Source organism: Halorubrum sp. LN27, from assembly GCF_016635065.1.
Lineage (GTDB): Archaea > Halobacteriota > Halobacteria > Halobacteriales > Haloferacaceae > Halorubrum > Halorubrum salipaludis.
This window is the reverse complement of record NZ_JAEPET010000001.1, coordinates 2871702-2892305: the sequence shown is the minus strand read 5'-3', so window position 1 is coordinate 2892305 and position 20604 is coordinate 2871702. Positions and strand designations below refer to the sequence as shown.

Below are 20604 nucleotides of genomic sequence, written 5' to 3'. Positions count from 1 at the left end.
TGAAACCCGTGGTGAAGCGCCGCGGTAAAACTCCACGCAAAAACGCCGCGGTGAAACGTCGGCACGATTCAAGTGCGGTTCCGCCCAACCCCCGATCGATGCCCTCCTCCCCGCTCGACGGCCTTCCGCTCGACCTCGACAGGCTCGACCCCCGGACGATCGACCTCCGCATCGCGGCCGCCCTCGGCGGCGCCCTCTACGCGGTCGCCGTCCTCTCGTGGATGCTCTCAAACGGCGTCCACGTCGACGCCCCAGATCCGCTCTCGACGGCGTTCGCGGTCGGCTACGCCGTCGGCGGGCTCTGGCTGACGGCCGCCGTCCCGCTGTACCTCCTCGGCCGCGCGTCGCTCGTGGCCCCGCTTATCGCGACCGGCTGGCTGCTGGGGAACACGGCGTACCAGTGGGCGTACGGCACCCACCTGCACCCGCTCAGCTCGCACCTGACCGTCTGGCCGCTGCTGTTCGCCGCCGTGCTGGCGGCCGGCGCGACCGAGGCGCTGGTCAGGTTGGGGACCGACCGCGTCGCCGGCGTGGGGGGACTCCGTCGGCTCTGGGGGACCGGCTGAGGCCGGAACGGAGCCGTCCCCCGCCTGCCGGCTTGTGGGGCGTTTATGTGCCTGAGCCGACTACGTTCGGTAACCGAATGGTCTCGCCGTTCGATGTGCTGGACGTCGACGAGGACGCCGACGACGCGGCCATCGAGCGGGCCTACCGGGACCGCGTGAAGGAGGCCCACCCCGACCAGGGCGGGACCGTCGAGGAGTTCCAGCTCGTCAGGCGCGCCTACCGCGAGCTCGACGAGCGGGACCGCAACGGCGGGGCCGGCGACGGGGTCGATCCCGCCGACATCGACCTCACCGACGACGAGGGCGAGGCCGACGCCGTGAGTCCCGTCCGCGTCGAGTTCCTCGACTACGAGGCACTCGCCGACTACGGCTGGTCGCTCGACGACGACGACCTGTTCCGGAAGGCCTCCCACGCCGATCTCGACGAGTCGGAACACGGTCGGCTGCTGGTTCACCCCGACGAGAGCCTGCTGGAGGCGGCCGAGAACCGCGGGTTCGGGTGGCCGTTCTCCTGTCGCGGCGGCGCGTGCGCGAACTGCGCGGTGTACCTCGTCGAGGGCGAGCTCTCGCAGCCGGCCAACCACATCATGCCCGACGAGCTGGCGGAGCGGGGGTTCCGGCTCTCCTGTAACGGCTATCCGGTGAGCGACGAGCTGAAGGTCGTGTTCAACGTGAAACAGCTCGCGGAGCTCGACGACCTCATCCTCCCGCCGGGACCGTTCACTCGGCGGTGACTCCGGGAAAAAGCACTCCAAAAATTTCGTAAGCCGTCCTCAGAACGCCTCGGCGACGGCCGCGACGACCGCGTCCTCGACCGCGTCGCGCTCGCCGGAGAGGAACTCGATCTTCCCCTCGCGGAGGCCGGCGGTGGCGACGTCGGCGCCGGGCGCCAGCTCGGCCGCGCGCTCGGCCACGTCGCGGACCGACACGTCGGCGGTCGTCCGGATGAACAGCTCGTCGGTGCCGATGCCGACGGTCGCGTACGCCTCGCCGTCGGCGTTCCGGCGGTGCAGGTCGTCGAGCAGGAGCGGCGTCGGCGGGAAGTCGTAGCGGTGGGTGTAGCCGTCGGTGTCGAGCACGGCGAACTCGACGCCGTCGACCGCCTCGGTGACGACGTTCGCGGTCGCGGTCTGGACCTCCGTCTCCAGCTTCTCGCGGAACTGCTCGGAGACGTGGGCCGCGAGGTTGCCGCCGTCCTCGAAGAGGAGGTCGGCGACGAGCTCGCGTTTGTCCTGGTACGACTGGTAGTACGCCTCAAGCGCGATCGCCTCGCGGAGCTCCGCGACGCGCTCGGCGTCGTAGCCCGCGTCGCGGGCGAGCTGGGCGTACCGGTCGGGGGTCTCCGTCCAGTAGCTCACCGCCGGCAGGTGCCGGAGGTCGTCGCGGACCTCGTCGTTGACCGCGGAGGCCAGCGAGGCGACGAGCGCGCCGGTCGAGAGGTCGGCGTCGACGCCGTCGATCTCGGGCGAGACGAGGGTGTCGACCGCCTCGCGCGTCTCGGGGTCGGCGACCTCCGCGTCGACGACGACCGCGTCGACGCCGTACACCGACAGCAGGTCGATGCCGTCGGCGGACTCGACCGTCGAACCGGTCCCGACGAGCAGGAACAGGGGGAGCTGCTCGTCGTGGCGGTCGCGGTCCTGGAGCATGCGGGTCGCGTCGTTGGTCGCCGCGTCCATCCCGTACACCGGGTCGTCGAGAGGGCGGCGGGTGAAGTAGTGGTACTCCGCGTCGCTCTTCGCGTGCTCGTCGCGGATCAGCGGGAGCACGGCGCGCTCGACCGCGGCGCCGGCGACGTAGCCGTCGGCGGTCGCCGGGTGGCGCACGACGATCGGGCGCGACTCGAGGACCGCCCGGCGGATCGCCTCCGCGGCGTCGAGCAGGCCGTCGGCGAGCTCCGCGACGGCCTCGTCGCCCGCGAGCGGCTGGAGCCCCTCGGGGCGGGCCTCGGCGGTGAGCGCCTCGGCGAGGCGGCGGCGGACCGACTCGGCCTCCTCGCCCTCCAGTCGGACGAGCGCCTCGGACTCGACCTGTACGTCGCCGCGGTGGCTCTCGACCTCGCCGTCGATCCGCACCGCGTCGCCGACCTCGACCTCCGGGTACGCGCGGACGCCGGGTTCGACGAACGCGGCCACGTCGACGACGCCCGTCTCGTCGCGGACCTCGAAGACGGTCGGCCCGCCCGTCTGTCGGACGCTGACGACTTCGCCGTCGATCCGCACCTCGTCGCCGACGGCGTCGGCGAGGGTGCCGATCCCGACGCGCTCGCGGTCGTCGTCGAGGTCGTCCGTGTCGTCTTCGTCGGCCTCTGCGGCCTCGGCGGCTTCGTCGGTTTCGGTCGTGTCGTCCGCCTCGGCGGGCTCGGAGGCCTCGTCTGTCTCGACCGGCTCGTCGGCTTCGTGCGTCTCGTCGACCTCGTCACTCTCGTCGAAGTCGGAGGTGTCGTCGCTCGTGTCGGATTCGGCCTGTTCCGCGTCGCTCTCCGTGTCCGCCTCCGCGTCGCTCTCCGTGTCCGCCTCCGCGTCGGCCTCCTCGCTGTCCTCCTCGGGGAGGTGCTCGGTGTCGCCGTCCTGCACGAGCACGCCGCGGAACTCGCGGTCGGCCTGCCGGATCGACCACGCGAGGTCGATGTTCCCGTTGTCGCGGACGCCCTTCACCTGCACGAACACCTCATCGCCGGGCTCCCAGTCGAGGCTGTCGAGCCGCCGGTCGAGCTCAGAGCGGTGGAGGAGTCCGGTCACGCCCGGCGCGAGGTCGACGAACACGCCGAACTCGGCGTAGCCGTCGACGACCCCGCGGTAGAACCGGCTCGGAACGAGCTGGTCGGCGGAGTTCCCTCGGAAGTCGAACACGACGTCCTCCTGGTGGGGGCCGCAGATGCGACCGCCACCGCCGACGTCGGCGCCACAGATGATACAGGATCCCATTTGAGTACACCGAGAGCCTCGCGCCTAAAACGGTTGTCGAAAGCCTCGCGGGAGCGAACGGCCGGCTGCGGCCGCGGAGCCGCCGCGTTCAGCGGTGATCCGGGAGGCGCCCCGTCGGGACGGTTCGAGCCGCGGTCACGCGATCAGCGATCGGAACGCGGCGACGGCGCGGTACCCGATCCCGTACCCGAGGAGGGCTGGCGGGACCCCGGCGATCAGCGTCCGAATCGGCCCCGTCCGGTGGACGGTGTGGAACCCGATCAAAAGCAGCACCGCCGCGTAGACGCCGCAAGCGACCCGAAGCGCCGGGATCGGCGGGCCGGCCAGCGCCATCGGCGAGCTGGCGTACGCGACCACCTGCACCGTCTCGCTCACGCCGCCCCGGTCTCGCAGGGCGACCCCGCCGTCGTACTCGACGCTGGCGAGGATCACCGACAGCGTCGCGACCGCCGCGGTCAGGTGGAGCCCGACCGGCGCGGCCAACACGACCACGAGGAGGAACAGGATCGCCGCGGAGACGGGGAGCGAGACGACGATCCCGGGGACGACGCTCGGGTCGGCGAGGATCCAGCCGAGCGCGTAGGCGGCGGCGACGGCGACTGCGAACGTCAGCGCCGGGGCCTGATCGCCGGGCCCCACGCCGTTCGCGAAGAGGCGGCGCGGCCGGATCAGCGCCTCGACCCACGCCCGAGCGAGCGCGCGGGGTCCGCGGGCCCGCCCGCCCTCCGGCTCCTCGATCCACGATGTCACGGTCGTCCTTCGGGCGGGTGGAATAACCGGGTTCCGGTTCGGATCGGAGGCGCGGGAGCGGGCAGCCGGTGACGATCCGCTCGCGTTATCTCGGCTGATAGCCGGCGCGCAAAGCCTTATACGGCCCCTCGCGGAGAGACACGCGAATGAGTGCGTTCCGGAACGACGAACGGGGGTTCACCCCGATAGCCGGCTCGGGGATGCTCGTCGGCATCGTCGTGGTGCTGTTGGCGCTCGTCGGCGCCGCGGTCTTCGGCATGATCGACGGGGTCGCGCCTCCGGACGCGGAGTTCCAGATCGAGAAGGAGGGCGCCGACCTCGTGGTCGTCGCGGTCGGCCCCGAACCGGTTCCGGCCGAGGAGCTGTACGTTCGCGGCGAGGACCCCGACGAGGAGGTGCAGTTCGGCGCGTGGCCCGGCGACGGCGTCGTGCGGCCGGGCGATCGGGTGACCGTGCCCAACGCGACCGGGAACGAGGACATCGAGGTCGTCTGGGAGCCCGTCGCCTTCGACACGTACGAGAAACTCGGCACCTACAACGGCGAGGACTCGGCGATCGAGGGCAGCGCCGGACGGGACCCCCTCGGGGCGACCGGCGTATAAACGCGCTTTCCGAGCTACGCCACCGACACCCACTCGCCGCGCTCGTCGGCGCGCACGATCGCGTCGAGGAGCCGCTGGACCTCGTACCCCTGTTCGAACGACGGCTCGAACGCGCCGCCCTCCGCGACCGCGGAGAGGAACTCGTAGTTCTCGTGCACGAACGTGTGCTCCCACCCGATCACGTGGCCCGGCGGCCACCAGTGGTCGACGTACGGGTCGGTCTCGTCGGTGACCAGCACGGTCTGGTACCCGCGGTCGCCCTCGCGGAGCACCTCCAGCTCGTTGAGCCGCTCTAAAGAGAACTTCAGGCTCCCCTTCGAGCCGTGGACCTCGATCGTGTGGTCGTTCTTGTGGCCCTCGGCGAACCGGGTCGCCTCGAAGCTCCCGATCGCGCCGGACTCGTAGGCGACCTGCGCGGTGTAGGCGTCGTCGACGGTCACGTCGCGGTACTCCTCGACCTCGCCGCCCCCTCCGCCGTCCCCGTCGGCGTACACGGGTCGCTCGTCGACGAACGTCTGCAGGTGGCCCGAGACGCGGTCGACGCCCCCGACCTCGCCGCCGACGAGGAAGTCCGCGAGGTCGAGCGTGTGCGCGCCCAGATCGCCGAGCGCGCCGGAGCCCGCCATGTCGGCGTCCAGCCGCCACGCCCACGGCGCGTCGGGGTCGGCGAGCCAGTCCTGGAGGTACCGCCCGCGGACCTGCCGGATCTCGCCGAGCTCGCCGTCCTCGATCAGCCCCTTGGCGTACCGGATCGCGGGGACGAACCGGTAGTTGAACGCGGTGCCCGCGGGCACGTCGGCGTCCGCCGCGGCGTCGCGCATCGCCTCGGCCTCGTCGAGGGTCGGAGCCAGGGGCTTCTCGCAGAGGACGGGGACGCCGGCGTCGAGGGCCGCTATCGACGGCTCCGCGTGGACGTGGTTCGGCCCGAGGTTGTAGAAGACGTCCACCTCGTCGATCGCCGCCTCCCAGTCGGTCGCGGTGTGCGAGAACCCGAACCGCTCCGCGGCGTCCGCGAGCGCCGACTCGTCGCGCCCGACGAGGGTGTGGCGCTCGACGTCGGGCGCGTCCGGGAAGAACATCGGGAGCCGCGCGAGCGCGTTCGAGTGCGCCTTGCCCATGAACCGATACCCGAGCACGCCGACGTCGAGGGTCATACGTCAACGATCTGCCGGCACCGGTTTAGCTGTTCTCACGCCGACGAATCGTATATGATCATTGTTCACACGCAGCGTGATATTCATGTGTCGTCGCGTCAACGCACACCCGTGTCAGTCACCGGACGCACGCTCGGAGGATCGCTGATTCGGCGAGCGCTCAGGCCGGTTCTCGCCTTCCTGCTGGTCGTCATCGTCGGGGTTTGGGGGTTCGTCTCGCTCGCCGGCGTCGGACCGATCGAAGCGGCGTTCTGGCTGATCGACCCGGCGAGCATCAGCGTCCACTATCAGGCCCGCGCCGGCGACGGTCGACAGGTGAAGGCGTTCGCCACGGTCGTCTTCGGGTCGCTGGTCATCGCGGGAGTCTGGATCGGCGAGACGGTTCTGACGACGGCGTTCGGCGGACAGATGCGAGAGGGAATTGAACGCATGCAGACCAAACGAGCCATCGACGAACTCGACGACCACGTGATCATCTGCGGCTACGGCCTGTTCGGTCGGACCGTCACCAGACGGCTCTGCGAACGGGGGCGACCGGTCGTCGCCATCGAGCGCGACAGGGACACCTTCGGACGCATCGACACGGAGTCGGTGTTCGCCGTTGAGGGCGACGCCAGGAACGAGTCCGTGCTCCGCGAGGCGGCGATCCGCGAGGCCGACGCCGTGGTCGCCGCCATCGACGACTCGAACGCCAACATCCAGATCGCCATCACGGCGAGCGGTATCGCCCCGGACGTACAGCTCGTCGTCCGCGTCGGCGACGACGACTACACGTCGGTCGCGCGTCGGGCCGGCGCCGACGAGGTCGTCATCCCGGAGGTGTCGAGCGGCGAGGACGTGAGCGACTCGCTGTGAGGGGTCACTCCGCCCAGTAGGCGTCGCCCGGCCGCGTCTCGAAAACCGCGCGGTCGAGCACGTCGACCGCCTTCTCTAACCCCTCCCGCGAGGAGGTCAGCGAGTCCTCGTGTTCGATTGAGAGGGCTCCCTCGTAACCGACCATCCGGAGCGCGGAGACCACGTCCTTCCAGTGCGCCTCGTCGTGGCCGTAGCCGATCGAGCGGAACAGCCACGAGCGGTCCGGCTCGTCGGTGTACGGCGCCGTGTCGAGGACGCCCTTCACGCGGGCGTTCGCGTCGTACACTTTGGTGTCCTTGGCGTGGACGTGGTGGATGGCATCGTGCTCGCCCAGGAAGCGGATCGCCTCCGTCACGTCGATCCCCTGCCAGTAGAGGTGCGACGGGTCGAAGTTGGCCCCGATCCGCTCGTTCGTCGCCTCCCGCAGCGCGAGCATCCCGGTCGGCTCGTACACGAGCATGTTCGGGTGCATCTCGATGGCGACGTCGACGCCGTGGTGCGCGGCGTGTTTCGCCAGGTCGCTCCAGTAGGGGACCGCGACCTCGTCCCACTGGTAGTCGAGCGCGTCGGCGTGTTCGGTCGGCCACGGCGCCGTGATCCAGTTCGGAACCTCGTCGTTCGGCCCGCCGCCGGGAAGGCCGGAGAAGCAGGTGACCGTGCCGACGCCCAGCCGATCGGCCAGCTCGATCGCCTCGCGCAGCTCCCGGTCGGCCGCCGACGCGCGCTCCTCGTCGGGGTGAAGCGGGTTGTTGTGGGTCGCGAGCGCGGAAATTCGGAGGTCGTGCTCGTCGAGCAGCTCGCGGAGCGCCGCCCGCGCCGCGTCGTCGTCGAGGAGCGCCTCGCGGTCGACGTGGTCGTCTCCCGGCCAGCCGCCGACGCCGAGCTCGACCGCGTCGACGCCGACGTCGTCGAGATACGCGACCGCGTCCTCGATCGGTTCGCCGCCCAAGGGAACTGTCAGCACTCCGATGTCCATGCGAGCTGATAGAACAACGCCCCGAATAAACCTTCAGGAACCGTCAACGGCGCCGGGGTGGCCTGTACCGATACCGAGACCTACCGGTCGTTCGGTCGGTCGAGGTCGAACAGGCGGTCGGCCGCGTCGATCGTCTCGCCGTCGCCCGCCCGCGCGGCCTCCTTGAGCCGTTCCGTCGGGGTCGCCAACAGCGACGCGGTCAGCGACCGCATCGCGTCCTCCAGCACCGCCTCGGGGTCGGTGTCGCCCGCGTCGAGCCGGGTCCGGGCGCGTTCGAGCTCCGCCTCCCGGACCGCCTTCGCCTCGCGGTGGAGCGCCCGGAGCGTGTCCTCCGCGCGGGCCTCCCGCTCGCGGTCGAGGAAGCGCTCGACGGCGGCCGCGACGCGGCGCTCGACCGCGGGCGCGGCCGCCCGGCGGACCGAGAGCCCGTCGGCGACCCGGGCGCGCACGGCGTCTAAGCCGACGACGCGCGGGTCGTTCTCGCGGACCGCGGGGGCCGCGTCCGGCGGCGTCGCCAAGTCGACCACGGTCGCCGTCCGCGGGAGGGCGGCGGCCGCCTCGTTCCCGAACACCGGATCGCTCGCTCCCGTGGCTGTGACGACGGCATCCGCGTCGGCGACGGCTTCCGGGAGCGCTCCGTGCGACAGCGTCTCGCCGCCGCCGGCGGGCAGGTCGCTCTCCGCGGACCGGCTCACGGCGTCGACGCGGAGGTCCCAGCGGGCCGTGGCGGCCGAGACGACCTCCGCGCCCATCTCGCCGGTGCCGACGACCACGAGGCGGTCGGGCGCCCCCGAGCGGTCGGCGACGACGTCGCAGGCGGCGCTCCCGTAGTCGACGGTCCCCTCGTTGATCCGCGTCTCGTCGCGGACCGACCGCCCCGCGGCGAGCGCGGCGTCGGCCGCGCGGGTGAGGACGCCGCCGGCGAGGTCGGCCTCCCGTGCGGCCTCGAACGCGCGCCGGAGCTGGCCGAGCACGTGGTCCTCGCCGAGGATCGGGCTCTCCAGCCCGCACGCGAGCCGCGTCAGGTGTTCGACGGCGGTCCGCCCGCGCTCCACGCGCGGGTCCGGGACGCCGAGCGCCTCGCGGGCCGCCCGGATCCCCGTCTCGCGGTCCGCGGCCGTGCGCGTGGCGACGAACACCGCGGCCCGCTCGCACGTCTCGACGGCGACCGCCCCCGTCACGCGGTCCGCGTCGGCGACCCGGCGCGCCGTCGCGACCGGGTCGTCGATCGCCCGGCCGACGGCCGCCCCGGATCGGTCCGACCCGGTGATCCGACAGCACACGAGCCGTCGGACGCTCTCGGGGACCGGGTCGTCGCGTCCGGTCGGTTCCGCGTTCGCGTCAGTCGCGTCGGTCGCGTCGGTCGCGTCGGTCGCGTCAGTCGGGCTCTCCCCGTCGCGTTCGAGTGCGGGCATGGTCGGTGTCAGTCGGAGGCGATCGGCGCTTCGACCGGCCCCTCGTCCGGGAGGTCGGCGCACCGCTCCGCGTCGGTGAGGTAACAGCGCGGGTCCTCGGCCCACAGGTCGTCGTGGACCGCCGCGGCCCGAGCGCGGGAGTTCCCGCCGCACACCTCCTTCCACGGGCACTCCCCGCACGCGCCCTTCAGGTGCGCGGACGGCTCCGCGAGCCGGTCCCACAGGTCGCTGTCGGCCAGGATCTCGTCGAGCGAGCGCTCCCGGACGTTCCCGAGCGTGTACTGCGGGAGGAACATGCTCGGATGGACGTTCCCGAGGTGGTCGACGTTGACCACCTTCGGCCCGGCGTCGCCGTTCTTCACGACGCGACCGGGACCGTCGTCGAACAGCAGCCGGCGCGCGCGCTCGGCGCGCTCCGGCGACTCCTCGCGGATGCGGCGGTAGAGGTACACCGCGTCCGCGTAGTTGCCGGCGGTGAGCACCTGCATGTCCGGATGGGTCTCCGCGAGCTCCGTCGTCCGCTCGTAGAGGTAGTCGACGGCCTCGCGCGTCCGGTCGAACGGGAGGTCGGCGTCCGTGATGTCGCCGCCGCGACCGGAGTAGATGAGGTGGAACACGTTGACCCGATCGACGTCCTCCTCGACCGCCAGGTCGATCACGTCGGGCACGTCGTCGACGGTCCCGCGGGTCATCGTCGTGCGGATCCCGACGCTCATCCCGGCGTCGCGGGCGTTGCGGAGCCCCTCGCGGGCGCGCTCAAACGCGCCGTCGACGCCGCGGAACGCGTCGTTGGTCGCCCCGACGCCGTCGAGCGAGACGCCGACGTACCGGAGCCCGGCGTCGGCAAGCTCCCGGGCGCGCTCCTCGGTGAGGAACGTCCCGTTGCTCGACGCGATGGGGCGGATCCCCCGTTCGACGGCGTGTTCGGTCAGCTCCGTCAGATCCTGGCGAACGAACGGCTCGCCGCCGCTGAACACCAGCACGGGGACGTTCAGCTCGGCCAGCGAGTCGATGAACGCCTTCGCCTCCGCGGTCGACAGCTCGCGCTCGTCGCGCTCGTCGCACGCGCCGAAGTAGCAGTGGCGGCACGCGAGGTTACACGCCTCGGTGACGTTCCAGACGACGAGCGGCACGACGGCGTCGCTCGACCGCCGGCCCTCGTACCGGATCTCCTCGGGCCGGTTGTCGAGCCCGCGGATCAGCCGCGTCAGGTCGATCATGCGTCCACCTCCGGGCGGAAGATGCCGCTCGGTTTCTCACCGAGTCCCCCGATGCGGTCGACGACGCGAACGTCCCCGGGGCGGCCCTCGCGGAGCGGCGCGGTATCGAGGACGGCCACCTCTCGCCGCTCCATGTTGCCGACGTAACAGCGGTCGCCCGCCGGCCCGAACACGAGGTGAAGCGGCTCGCCGCCGACCTCGACGCGCCCGACGACCTCGCCTGCGGCCGGGTCGAGGATCGTCACGCGCTCGTCCTCGTAGGCGTCGACGAGCGCGTAGCGCCCCTCCGCGGTCGTCGCGGCGAACCCCGTCGGCGTCCCCACGTCGACGAGGTGCGTCGTCGGGTCGGGGTCGTCCGCGGCGCTCGCGTCGTCCGCGGCGCCGGTTCCCGCCGCGACCGCGTCCAAGTCCACGATCGCCACGCGGTCGTCGTTGCGCGCCGGCACGACCGCGTACCAGCCGTTCGGCCCGTCGCCGACGGCGAACCCGTGCGGGTTCTCTCCGGTCGCCGCGGTCGCGCGGACGGCCTCGGCGGCGGGGTCGACGAACGAGACGCGCGAGGCACCGGCGTTGTTCACCGCGATCAGCCCCGCGTCCGGGAGCGGGTACATATCGTGCGGCTCCGGGCCGACCGGGATCCGGGCGTCGACGTCGAGCGCCGGGTCGGCGGCGAGGGCCGCGACCTCGCCGGCGTCCTTCAGCCCGACGAACAGCCGCCCGTCGGGACCGATCCCCATGCCGGAGCACCGCGAGAGCGCCCGGCTCCCGACGGGGTCGAGCAGCCCCTCGCCGTCGACCGCGAACGCGAGCACGCCCGGGTCGTCGCGGTCGGGGAGGCCCACGCCGGTGCCGACGAAGAACAGCCCCTCGTCGGGCGCGAACGCGCTGCCGACCGGCATCGTCCCCAGGCGGTCGATCCGCTGGCGGGTCTCCAGCCGGTCGAGGTCGACGACTTCGAGGTGGGCGCTGGCGATGTACAGCAGGTACGCCACGCCGGCGTCGCGGTTGAAGACGGCGGTGTGCGGGTACCGGCCGTCGCCGACCTCGTCGATTACCTCCCCGCGGGACAGGTCGAGGACGCTGAAGTGGTCGCTCGCGGCGTTTTTCACTATCGTCGGCGTCGCCGCCGATGCGGTGCCGTCGATCGCTGCGTCGTGTCGTTGTGTCATCGTTTCTCACCTCTGTCCGTTCTGAAACAGCCGGCCGGCGCGACCCCGTCCTCGAACGGGACCGTCGCGATCACGGGGTCCCGGCCGGTCCCGACCGCGGCCGTCTCGACCACGGTCACGCGGTCGCCGTCGACGCTGGGGACGTAACAGACCGCGCCGTCGGCGCCGAACCGCGGGTGGCGCGGCGTCTCCCCGACCGGAACGCGGCCGACGACTGACAGCGTCTCCGGGTTGAGGAAGGCGACCCGGTCGTCCGCGTAGGCGTCGACGGCGACGAGCCGCCCGTCGGGCGTCGCGTCGGTGAACGCGGTCGGAGTGCCGAGCGACACGCGCTCGACCGACGCCGGGCCGGTCTCGCCGTCGCGGAGCGCGGCCGCGTCGATCGCGGTGACGCCGTCGCCCTCCGTGTCGCCGACGATCCACCGGTCGTATGCGGTGAGGACGGTCCCACCGCGCGGGTTCGGTGCCGGCACCGACCCCAGCACCCGGCGGTCGAGCGCGTCGACGACGGTCACGCGGTCGCCGTCGGCGCAGTTCACGCCCAGCAGCTCGTACGCCGGCGAGTACGTCAGGTCCTGCGGCCCGGCGGCGACCGGGAGCCGATCGCGAACCTCGAACGGGGGGCTCCCGTCGATCCGGACCACCTCGTCGGCGTCGGCGGCGACGACCCACACGTCGTCGCGCGCGTCCGCGACGATCCCGGCGGCCTTCCCCACCGGGCGTTCGGCCGCGACGGAGACCTCCGCGCCGTCCGTCCGCAGGACGGTCACCCCCGGAACGTCCCCGGACGGCAGCGGCCCGTAGGTGCTCACGAACAGGTGGCGGCCGCCGCGGGTCGCCGCGGCGCCGACCGGCGCGGTGCCGACGGCCTCGACGCGGTTCGCTACGGTCAGCCGCCGCAGGTCGACGACCTCGAGCTCGTTCGACCCCATGTAGGGGACGTACCCGTATCGGCCGTCCGGCGACCGGACCAGCCCGTGCGGCTGCCGGCCCGAGCCGACCCGGCCGACGACCTCGTGCGCGGTCGCGTCGACGACCGCGAGCCCGGGCGAGCGGAGCCGCTTGACGAACGCGAGCGGTCCCTCCGGTGCCGGCGGCGGACTCGCCTTCTCCGTCGGGTCGGCGTCGGTCCGGGACATGGTCACGCGGTCAGTGGCCCTCGGCCCGGGTCCCGAGGAACTTGCCCGTCGGCGCGAGCAGTCCCTCGATCTGGTCGAGCAGTTCGCCAGTGTTCGGGTCGAACACGAGGATCGACTGGTTTTCGCCCATCCAGCCGCTGATGTACACCTTCTCGCCGTCGCGGCTGAACTCCGGATGGATGGCGGCGGCGACGCCCCACTGGCTGCAGTCGATCTCCTGAGCCACCTCTAAGCTCTCCGGGTCGATCAGGTAGACGTACGCGTCGTCCTCGGTGTCGGTCAGGATCACGTCGGCCCACACGTAGTCGCTGTTCTCGTGTTTGCGGATGAACAGCCCCGACCCGCGGACGTCGATCATCTCCTCGACGTCCCACGTGGACGTGTTCCAGACGCCGACGCTCGGCGCGCCGGCGTGGGTCGTGAACGCGAGGTCCTCGTCGGGGTACAGCGCGCCCGGCCCCGGGTGCGGGACGCCGTCCATCGGGATGGCGGCGACGTGCTCGCGCTCCTGGGTGTCGATCACGTCCATCTGGTTGTCCGTCTGCGAGGCGATCATGAAGTAGCGGCCGTCGTCGGTGAAGAAGCCGTCGTGGAGCGTCCGGCCGCAGTCGATGGTGGCCACCACCGGGAAGTCCTCCTGGGTGTAGTCGATGAGCCACACTTCGCCGCCCTCCTTCAGGCCGGCGAGGAACAGCCCCTCCTCGGGCACGTCGTACAGCGAACACACCCGGCTCCCGACGCTCTGCCCGTCCGGGTCGACGGTGTGGGTCGGGATGCGCTTGACCGGCTCCATCGTCTCGGCGTCGCAGACCACGAGGTGGTTCGGGTTGTAGAAGCCGCCGATCACCCACTCGCCGTCCCGAGAGACGGCGATGTCGCGGGCGTCGGTCCCCGCGTCCGCGACCGCGACGCGCTCGAAGCCGAACAGGTCGATCTTGTACATCTCGCCCTGCCGCGACTGGGTGTAGACGTACGCCCCTTCGCGGCTCTGCTCCGGCAGCTCCGGGTGGAAGTCGTGGACGTGGATCGCCTTCCCCACGTCCTCGACGCGCTCCAGCAGCTCGTCGTTGACGGTGTCGATCATCGCCACCGAGGCGTTGTTGCGCTCGGTGACGACCATGAGGTCGCGGAGGTCGAGGTCGTGTTCCGGCTCGGCCGGCAGCTCGCTCTCCTCCGTGATCACCTCGTGGCGGTCCTTCAGCGTCTGCATGTCGGTGAAGTCGACCTTCTCGATCGACTCCCCCTCGGGGACGACGTACAGCTGGCCGTTCATCTGGGCGTGGCCGTCGCCGCAGTAGACGTTACACTCGAAGTCGAAGGTCCCCTCCTCCTCGGTGACGAACGTCACCGAGTCGATCACGTCGTCGTCCGTGCTCTCCGGGAGCTCGATCGGCCCGATGTCGTACGGCTCCTCGAGGTAGAACGTGTGGACGGTGAAATCCTGGTTCTTCTCGAAAGTGGACTGCGTGAACTCGATCGTGAGCTCGGTGTTCGGCGGGACCCGGATCTCCTGCGGCTGGAACTCGTACTGGTGGGCCTCCAGCTGGACGGTCTCCGACTGCGCGGCGTCGGTCTCGCCGTCGGACGCCGACTCCGATCCGGACTCCGGATCCCCCTCTTCGTCGGTCGATTCCGACGGCTCCGACTCGCCGCTACACCCCGCGAACGCCCCCGCCGCCGCGACCGCGCTCGTGGCGAGGAACCGCCGCCGATCGGGCTTCGGAAGCCCCATCTCGAAGTCGAGCGCGTCGTCGAACTCCAGGTTCGACGCGATCTCGCGCGACGCGCTGAGGTGGCGTTTGATCCGTTCCTCGTGGTCCGCCTTCCGTTCGCGGTGGTCGGTCCGCTCCCGTTCGGACTTCTGGTCTCGGTCCTCCGTCTCTCGGGGCGTCGTGGGCTGTGACATAGTGGTTCCCCTGAGCCGGATTTCGTCCGGTTCCGGCCAAAAGGTCCTGTATGGTTCCATGCGCGTTGGAAAATCGGTGAACATGTTCGCAGGAATATACTTTAGTGGCCGGTCGCCGTCGGTCCACGAACGGCTCGCGTCTCGCGTTCGGGTGCGGTTCCCACGCGCTGGGAGCGAGCGGTAGCGACGTGTACCGTCGGGCCGAACCGCCGGGCATGTCTCGAGAGACCGACGCGGTACCCAGGGGGGACCGGATGACGCCCGCGTTCTTCGAGGACGTGCTCGCGGAGTACCTCGACGCGGACCGGATCGAGGAGGCCGTGGTCCGGCTGGAGCTCGACGACGGGACCACCAGGCGGGTCGTCGTCGCGGAGGACACCGAGTCGCTCGGTCCCGACGAGTACGCGGCCCGCGAGCTCGCGGAGGCCCGCCGGCTGATCGAGGGCCACGCCGACCGGTTCGAGGCCCCCGCCGAACTGACCGTCCCGGTCCGGGACGCCGACCGCGTCCGCGAGGAGATCGCGTCGGACGACGCGGTGACGACGTGGGTCAAGCCCGAGGGGGTCGCGCAGCTCCTCGGCCACTTCGAGGCGCTGACGCGAGCGGGCGAGACCGCGGACCCGGGCGCGTCGGTGGGCCGCTCCGAGGCGTCGGACGATCGCTGACGCGCGGCCGGTCGTTCACGCGCGACCGATCGCTGACGACCGCCTCAGACCGCCACCTCGCGACCGCGAGCCGGCCGATAGCGACGGACGGGAGCCGAGGAACCACATGAGGTTTTAACGGGTGGAGCGTGTATGACCGGTATGGGAATCCTCTCGCGCGCCTCCTACGTCATCCGCTCGAAGCTGAACGCCCTCCTCAACCGGGCGGAGGATCCGACTGAGTCGCTCGACTACTCGTACGAACAGATGCGCGACGAGCTCCAGGACGTGAAGCAGGGGATCGCCGACCTGACGACCCAGAAGAAGCGTCTGGAGATCCAGAAGCGCAAGCTGGAGGAGAACGTCGAGAAGCACAACCGGCAGGCCCGCGAGGCGGTCCAGCAGGACCGCGACGACCTCGCGCGGAAGGCTCTCGAGAAGAAGAAGTCGAAGATGGCCCAGATCGAGGAGCTGGAAGGGCAGATCGCTGACCTGAACGACACCCAAGAGCAGCTCGTCGAGAAGAAGAACAAGCTCCAGAACCGCATCGAGGAGTTCCGCACGAAGAAGGAGACGATGAAGGCCCGCTACGAGGCCGCGGAGGCGTCCTCGCGCGTCTCGGAGGCGATGACGGGCGTCGGCGACGAGATGGAGGACGTGAGCCGGTCCATCGAGCGGGCCGAGGAGCGCACCGAGGAGATGGAGGCGCGCGCGGAGGCGATGGACGAGCTGGAGGACTCCGGCGCCTTCGAGGACGCGCTCTCGGACAAGGACAGCATCGACCGCGAGCTGGAGAGCCTCTCGACGAACAGCGAGGTCGACGCCGAGCTGGAGACGCTGAAGGGCGAGCTCGGGAAGGGCGAGCCGGCGAGCGACGACGGCGAGGCGAGCACCGACGAGGAGATCGACGACGAGCTGGCCGACATCGAATCGGAGATCGACTCGGACGACTTGGAGGCCGACCTCGACGGCGAGGGCGACACGGCGGAGGAACTCGACGTGGAGCTAGAGGAGTCCGAGGCGGACGCCGACGAACAGCGGAACTGACGACGGGGCACGGCGCGGAGCCGGTCCCCGCTCCGGGTTTCTTCTCGCCCCTCTCACTCCGACCGCGGCCGCGCCCCGGTCCCCGCGCGGTCGCGGTCGCCGAGCCGGATCTCGCCGCCGGCGAGGTCGACGCCGTCGTACGGGTCCTCGGCGAGCAGCAGCGAGCCGTCGAGGTCGGCGTAGTCGAGCAGGGGCGCGAGCTGCGCGGCCGCCGCGATCGAGGCGTTCGACTCGATCATGCAGCCGCACATCACCTCCAGCCCGTGAGCGCGCGCGGCGGCGATCAGCCGCCGCGCCTCCAGCAGGCCGCCGGTCTTCATCAGCTTCAGGTTCGCGATGTCGCAGCGGTCGGCCACCGCGGGGACGTCGGCGAGCGTCACGCACGACTCGTCGGCGGCGATGGGGAGCGGGGAGCGCTCGTGGACGAACCGGAGCCCCTCGGGGTTCTCGGCGGGCACCGGCTGCTCGACGAACTCCACGTCGCGGTCGGCGAGCCACTCGCACTTCCGGACCGCCTCCTTCGGCGTCCACGCCTCGTTGGCGTCGACCCGGAGCCGGGCGTCGGGCGCGGCCTCGCGGACCGCGTCGATCAGCTCGCGGTCCCGGTCGGTGCCGAGCTTGATCTTGAGCACGGGGTAGCCGGCCTCCACGGCCGCCTCCGTCTTCTCGCGCACGCGCTCCGTCTCGTCGAGCCCGATCGTGTAGGAGGTCGCGGGCGCCGCCGTCGGGTCGAGCCCCCAGAGCCGGTGGAGGGGGACGCCGAGCCGCTTCGCGGCGAGGTCGTGGACCGCGATCGAGACGGCGGCGCGGGCGGCGGGGTTGTCGTTGACGACGGTCGCCAGCTCGGCCTCGATCTCGTGGAGCGCGTGGGGGTCGCCGACGCGCTCGACCGCGTCGAGCAGGTCCGGGAGCACGGCCGCGACGGTGTCCGCGGTCTCGCCGTAGTGCGACGAGGGGGCCGCGCCGCCGACGCCGGTCATCCCCCCCTCGTCGGTGACCCTCACGATCACGTTCTCGGCCTCGGTCTGCGTCCCGCGCGCGATCGTGAACGGGTTCTCCAAGGGCATCGAGACCCGCTCGAACTCGGTTTCGAGGGTCATCGCTCGGCGACGCCTCCGTCGGCGGCCGCGTCGCCCTCGCCCAGCCCCGCCTCGACGATCCCGTCCACGATCCGGTCGGCGCCGTCGCGGACCGGATCGGCCGACGGGGCGCCGATCTCGTCGCCGAAGTCGTCGACCGCGTCGGCGGCGGCCGCGTCGTCGTCGACGTCTTTCGTGTTGAGCGCGCCGGCGACGACGCGCCCCTCGCTGACGGGGGCCGCGAGCCCCTCGTAGAGGTCGACGTACTCGGCGAGCGGCGGGAGCGAGAAGGACTCGTAGCCGTGGATCGCCTCGCGGCCCGCGGCGTGACAGAGCACGAGCCCGTCGGCCATCGAGCCGTGGAGGATGCCGCAGGTGACCGCCGAGTAGGCGGGGTGGACGATGCTCCCCTGTCCCTCGACGACGAGGAGGTCGTGGTCGTCGCCGACCTCGACGAGCATCTCCTCGACCGCGCCGGCGGTGAAGTCCGAGACGACGCGGTCGATGGGGTTCCCCCACCCGGCGATCATGATCCCCGTCTGGCCGGTCGGGACGAACGCGGCGTCGATCCCGCGCTCGCGTGCGGCCGCGACGATCTCCAGCGAGGCCGTCATCTTCCCGACCGAGCAGTCGGTGCCGACCGTACACACCACGTCGGCGTCGATATCGCCGGAGGCGCCGGTGGCGACCGAGAGATCGTCGTCGGGCTCGCGCACGTCGATCAGGTCGACGCCGTGCTCGGCGGCCAGCGCCGCAAGCTCGTCGTCCTCGTTGAGGAAGTAGTGGAGCCCGCTCACCACGTCGCAGCCGGCCTCGATCGCGGCCTCCACGTCGGTGCGCCACGACTCGTCGAAGCCGCCGCCGATGGGGGCGATCCCGATATATAAGGCGTCGAGGTCGCCGTCGGCGGCCGCGTACGCGTCGTCGAACGACGCGACGATCGGCGCGTCCGAGATGTCCGGGACGTGGTCGTGAACCCGGTCGCCGGCGCGGTCGCGGTCGAGCACGGCGCGCACGTCCTGGTCGCCGTAGCGCATCACGCCGAGTGCGGTCTTCGCGCGGTCGGGGAACTTCTCGTGGGCGAGGATGGCGATCCGGTCGTCGCTCATGGTTGGTCGCTGGCTCCGGGGGGGCTTAAAAGGGTCGAGCCGGAGGCGGATCGCCGAACGGGGAGGTGATACGCCGGGCTCAGTCGAGATCGATCGACACGTCCGACTGCAGGCCGGCCGCCTTCACCGTATTATAAAGGAGCATCGCGCGCGTCATCGGGCCGACGCCGCCGGGGACGGGCGTGATCGCGCCCGCGCGCTCCTTCGCCGACTCGTACGCCACGTCGCCGACGAGCTCGTACCCCCTCTCGGTGTCCGCGTCGACGCGGTTGATCCCCACGTCGATCACGGTCGCGCCCTCCTTGAGCGCCGAGCCGTCGACGAACTCCGGGACGCCGACGGCGGCGATCACGATGTCCGCGGTCGCCAGCTTCCCCTCTAAGTCCTCGGTCCGCGAGTGACAGACCGTCGTGGTCGCGTTGCCGACCGGCCCCTTCTGGAGCAGGAGGTTCGCCATCGGCTTCCCGACGATGTCCGACCGCCCGAGGACGACCGCGTCGGCGCCCTCGGTCTCCACGTCGTAGGCGTCGAGGAGCTTCTGGACGCCGTGGGGCGTGCAGGGTTTAAACCGAGCGTCGCCCGCGACGAGCCGCCCGACGTTCTCCGGGTGGAAGCCGTCAACGTCCTTCTCGGGGGCGATCCGGCGGAGGACCGTCCGCTTGTCGACGTGGTCGGGGACGGGGAGCTGGACCAGGATGCCGTGCACGTCCTCGCGGGCGTTGAGGTCGTCGATGGTCTCGTACAGCTCCTCGGCGGGGGCGTCGGCGTCGATCTCGACGTGCACGCTCTCGATCCCGACCTCCTCGCAGTCCCGCTGTTTCATCGAGACGTACGTCTCGCTCGCGGGGTCGTCGCTCATCAGCACGGTGGCGAGCCCCGGCGTCACGCCCGCGTCCGACAGCGTCTCGACGTGCGCGGCCACCTCGTCGCGCACGTCGGCGGCGACCGCCTCCCCGTCGATGATCTCGGTCATGCCCGACCGTCGTCGTCGTCGACGTAAAAGTGACACGGGATCGTGGTCATCGAGCGCGCTTAATCCTCACTTCGATCCTCATTTATGGATCGATTACGCCGGATCCGACGGATCCGGGAACGCCTACTCCGGAAACAGCTCCTCCTCGCGCTCGACCGCGTCGATGGCGGCGACCTCGGCGTCGGTCAACTCGAGGTCGCCGGCCGCCAGGTTCGCGCGGAGGTGCGCCTCGCTCGACGCCTTCGGGATCGCCACGACCGGCTCCTTCCCGGTCGCCCACGCGATCGCGACCGCCTCGGGCGTCGTCTCGTGGGCCTCGGCGGCCGCGACGACGGGGGCCACCTCGCCCACGCGCCCCCCGGCCAGCGGCGAGTACGCGACCACGGCGTACCCGTGCTCGCGGGCGTGCTCCAGCAGTTCGGGGCGGTAGAACAGGGGATGGAGCTCCGTCTGGTGGGCCGCGAGCGGCGCGTCGAGGACGTCGAGCGCGCGGTCGAGCCCGTCGATCTCGAAGTTCGAGACCCCGACGTTGCGGACGAGCCCCTCGTCGACCAGTCGGTCGAGCGCCGGGAGGGTGGTCTCGGGGTCGTACGCCCCGCGCGGCCGGTGGACGTACAGCAGGTCGAGCGCGTCGACCCCGAGCAGGGCCGCGCTCTCGCGGGCGGTCGGGCCCACGTCGTCGCCCGCGAGGTCGTCGATCCACAGCTTCGTCGCGACCGTCACGTCCTCGCGGGCGACCCCGTCCGCGCCGAGCGCGGCCGCGAGCCCGTCGCCGACGACCGCCTCGTTGCCGTAGATCCGGGCGGTGTCGAGGTGGCGGTAGCCGGCGTCGAGCGCGGTCTCGATCGGGTCCGGATCGTCGATCCCCATGGTTCCGAGGCCGACGGGCGGGAGGTCCATGCGACGAGGTCGACGCGACGCGGACAAAAGTCCCGCGCGTCGGCGGCGGTGTCGCCGGGAGATTTACGTCGCCGGCCGCGGGATCTCCACCCGTCAATGCGCTCGTGCCCTCCACGCCGCGCGGTCGGCGGCCCGCCGACCGAGCCGTCCCCGTCCCGATACCCGCCCCGATC

The 20604-nt window shown here is 71.5% G+C and carries 19 protein-coding genes; 6 read left to right on the top strand and 13 right to left on the bottom strand.

Going from position 1 to position 20604, the window contains the following annotated elements:
• Window positions 1-98 precede the first annotated feature (98 nt).
• On the top strand, window positions 99-566 hold the full coding sequence (locus JIN95_RS14200; RefSeq protein ID WP_233139122.1) for a hypothetical protein: 468 nt from the start codon (window positions 99-101) through the stop codon (window positions 564-566).
• Window positions 567-643: 77 nt separating this feature from the next.
• Complete coding sequence (gene fer, locus JIN95_RS14195) at window positions 644-1300, top strand: ferredoxin Fer (RefSeq protein ID WP_095637291.1); 657 nt, start codon at window positions 644-646, stop codon at window positions 1298-1300.
• A 39-nt stretch (window positions 1301-1339) separates the two neighbouring features.
• Here the strand turns inward: fer and JIN95_RS14190 are convergent, their stop codons facing one another.
• Window positions 1340-3493: an OB-fold nucleic acid binding domain-containing protein gene (locus JIN95_RS14190; protein WP_200531886.1), complete on the bottom strand. Its 2154-nt coding sequence runs from the start codon at window positions 3491-3493 to the stop codon at window positions 1340-1342.
• A 135-nt stretch (window positions 3494-3628) separates the two neighbouring features.
• Window positions 3629-4243: a YIP1 family protein gene (locus JIN95_RS14185; protein WP_095637293.1), complete on the bottom strand. Its 615-nt coding sequence runs from the start codon at window positions 4241-4243 to the stop codon at window positions 3629-3631.
• Window positions 4244-4389: 146 nt separating this feature from the next.
• Between JIN95_RS14185 and JIN95_RS14180 the strand changes: the two genes are divergently transcribed.
• Window positions 4390-4845, top strand: a complete 456-nt coding sequence (locus JIN95_RS14180; protein ID WP_095637294.1) for a type IV pilin — start codon at window positions 4390-4392, stop codon at window positions 4843-4845.
• A gap of 14 nt (window positions 4846-4859) precedes the next feature.
• Here the strand turns inward: JIN95_RS14180 and JIN95_RS14175 are convergent, their stop codons facing one another.
• The gene (locus JIN95_RS14175; protein ID WP_095637295.1) at window positions 4860-5999 is read right to left on the bottom strand and encodes a Gfo/Idh/MocA family oxidoreductase; all 1140 of its coding nucleotides are present in this window, start codon (window positions 5997-5999) and stop codon (window positions 4860-4862) included.
• A gap of 111 nt (window positions 6000-6110) precedes the next feature.
• On the opposite strand from JIN95_RS14175, the gene JIN95_RS14170 reads away from it, so the two are divergent.
• On the top strand, window positions 6111-6854 hold the full coding sequence (locus tag JIN95_RS14170) for an NAD(P)-binding protein (RefSeq protein WP_200531885.1): 744 nt from the start codon (window positions 6111-6113) through the stop codon (window positions 6852-6854).
• 4 nt (window positions 6855-6858) lie between these two features.
• On the opposite strand, the gene JIN95_RS14165 is transcribed toward JIN95_RS14170, so the two are convergent.
• The 6 genes from JIN95_RS14165 to JIN95_RS14140 form a co-directional block, all read right to left on the bottom strand.
• Window positions 6859-7830, bottom strand: coding sequence for a sugar phosphate isomerase/epimerase (locus tag JIN95_RS14165; RefSeq protein ID WP_095637297.1), 972 nt, complete (start codon window positions 7828-7830; stop codon window positions 6859-6861).
• Window positions 7831-7910: 80 nt separating this feature from the next.
• Window positions 7911-9245 (bottom strand): hypothetical protein, encoded by a 1335-nt coding sequence (locus JIN95_RS14160; protein WP_200531884.1) that lies wholly within the window; start codon window positions 9243-9245, stop codon window positions 7911-7913.
• A gap of 8 nt (window positions 9246-9253) precedes the next feature.
• Window positions 9254-10465 (bottom strand): radical SAM protein, encoded by a 1212-nt coding sequence (locus tag JIN95_RS14155; RefSeq protein WP_200531883.1) that lies wholly within the window; start codon window positions 10463-10465, stop codon window positions 9254-9256.
• Window positions 10462-11634, bottom strand: coding sequence for a hypothetical protein (locus JIN95_RS14150; protein ID WP_200531882.1), 1173 nt, complete (start codon window positions 11632-11634; stop codon window positions 10462-10464). The genes JIN95_RS14155 and JIN95_RS14150 overlap by 4 nt, the downstream gene beginning before the upstream one ends.
• Window positions 11631-12773, bottom strand: coding sequence for a hypothetical protein (locus JIN95_RS14145; protein WP_200531881.1), 1143 nt, complete (start codon window positions 12771-12773; stop codon window positions 11631-11633). The genes JIN95_RS14150 and JIN95_RS14145 overlap by 4 nt, the downstream gene beginning before the upstream one ends.
• Before the next feature lie 10 nt (window positions 12774-12783).
• A complete protein-coding gene (locus JIN95_RS14140) occupies window positions 12784-14679 on the bottom strand; it encodes a cytochrome D1 domain-containing protein (RefSeq protein ID WP_095637301.1) in 1896 nt (631 codons plus the stop codon).
• Window positions 14680-14894: 215 nt separating this feature from the next.
• On the opposite strand from JIN95_RS14140, the gene JIN95_RS14135 reads away from it, so the two are divergent.
• Window positions 14895-15344 (top strand): hypothetical protein, encoded by a 450-nt coding sequence (locus JIN95_RS14135; protein ID WP_200531880.1) that lies wholly within the window; start codon window positions 14895-14897, stop codon window positions 15342-15344.
• A gap of 141 nt (window positions 15345-15485) precedes the next feature.
• Complete coding sequence (locus JIN95_RS14130; protein ID WP_095637303.1) at window positions 15486-16370, top strand: PspA/IM30 family protein; 885 nt, start codon at window positions 15486-15488, stop codon at window positions 16368-16370.
• A 53-nt stretch (window positions 16371-16423) separates the two neighbouring features.
• Here JIN95_RS14130 and JIN95_RS14125 read toward each other — a convergent pair whose 3' ends face one another.
• The 4 genes from JIN95_RS14125 to JIN95_RS14110 form a co-directional block, all read right to left on the bottom strand.
• Window positions 16424-17470, bottom strand: coding sequence for a dipeptide epimerase (locus tag JIN95_RS14125; RefSeq protein ID WP_095637304.1), 1047 nt, complete (start codon window positions 17468-17470; stop codon window positions 16424-16426).
• The gene (locus tag JIN95_RS14120; RefSeq protein ID WP_200531879.1) at window positions 17467-18558 is read right to left on the bottom strand and encodes a DUF1611 domain-containing protein; all 1092 of its coding nucleotides are present in this window, start codon (window positions 18556-18558) and stop codon (window positions 17467-17469) included. Before JIN95_RS14120 ends, JIN95_RS14125 begins: the two co-directional genes overlap by 4 nt.
• A gap of 79 nt (window positions 18559-18637) precedes the next feature.
• A complete protein-coding gene (locus tag JIN95_RS14115; RefSeq protein WP_200531878.1) occupies window positions 18638-19531 on the bottom strand; it encodes a bifunctional methylenetetrahydrofolate dehydrogenase/methenyltetrahydrofolate cyclohydrolase in 894 nt (297 codons plus the stop codon).
• A gap of 123 nt (window positions 19532-19654) precedes the next feature.
• Complete coding sequence (locus tag JIN95_RS14110) at window positions 19655-20431, bottom strand: aldo/keto reductase (protein WP_200531877.1); 777 nt, start codon at window positions 20429-20431, stop codon at window positions 19655-19657.
• Window positions 20432-20604 lie beyond the last annotated feature (173 nt).

Bases quoted from the DNA above. Each gene is read 5' to 3' on its own strand.
- JIN95_RS14200 (WP_233139122.1), top strand. From the start codon at position 99: ATGCCCTCCTCCCCGCTCGACGGCCTTCCGCTCGACCTCGACAGGCTC.
- fer (WP_095637291.1), top strand. From the start codon at position 644: ATGGTCTCGCCGTTCGATGTGCTGGACGTCGACGAGGACGCCGACGAC.
- JIN95_RS14190 (WP_200531886.1), bottom strand. From the start codon at position 3,493: ATGGGATCCTGTATCATCTGTGGCGCCGACGTCGGCGGTGGCGGTCGC.
- JIN95_RS14180 (WP_095637294.1), top strand. From the start codon at position 4,390: ATGAGTGCGTTCCGGAACGACGAACGGGGGTTCACCCCGATAGCCGGC.
- JIN95_RS14175 (WP_095637295.1), bottom strand. From the start codon at position 5,999: ATGACCCTCGACGTCGGCGTGCTCGGGTATCGGTTCATGGGCAAGGCG.
- JIN95_RS14165 (WP_095637297.1), bottom strand. From the start codon at position 7,830: ATGGACATCGGAGTGCTGACAGTTCCCTTGGGCGGCGAACCGATCGAG.
- JIN95_RS14160 (WP_200531884.1), bottom strand. From the start codon at position 9,245: ATGCCCGCACTCGAACGCGACGGGGAGAGCCCGACTGACGCGACCGAC.
- JIN95_RS14155 (WP_200531883.1), bottom strand. From the start codon at position 10,465: ATGATCGACCTGACGCGGCTGATCCGCGGGCTCGACAACCGGCCCGAG.
- JIN95_RS14150 (WP_200531882.1), bottom strand. From the start codon at position 11,634: ATGACACAACGACACGACGCAGCGATCGACGGCACCGCATCGGCGGCG.
- JIN95_RS14145 (WP_200531881.1), bottom strand. From the start codon at position 12,773: ATGTCCCGGACCGACGCCGACCCGACGGAGAAGGCGAGTCCGCCGCCG.
- JIN95_RS14140 (WP_095637301.1), bottom strand. From the start codon at position 14,679: ATGTCACAGCCCACGACGCCCCGAGAGACGGAGGACCGAGACCAGAAG.
- JIN95_RS14135 (WP_200531880.1), top strand. From the start codon at position 14,895: ATGTCTCGAGAGACCGACGCGGTACCCAGGGGGGACCGGATGACGCCC.
- JIN95_RS14130 (WP_095637303.1), top strand. From the start codon at position 15,486: ATGGGAATCCTCTCGCGCGCCTCCTACGTCATCCGCTCGAAGCTGAAC.
- JIN95_RS14125 (WP_095637304.1), bottom strand. From the start codon at position 17,470: ATGACCCTCGAAACCGAGTTCGAGCGGGTCTCGATGCCCTTGGAGAAC.
- JIN95_RS14120 (WP_200531879.1), bottom strand. From the start codon at position 18,558: ATGAGCGACGACCGGATCGCCATCCTCGCCCACGAGAAGTTCCCCGAC.
- JIN95_RS14115 (WP_200531878.1), bottom strand. From the start codon at position 19,531: ATGACCGAGATCATCGACGGGGAGGCGGTCGCCGCCGACGTGCGCGAC.
- JIN95_RS14110 (WP_200531877.1), bottom strand. From the start codon at position 20,431: ATGGACCTCCCGCCCGTCGGCCTCGGAACCATGGGGATCGACGATCCG.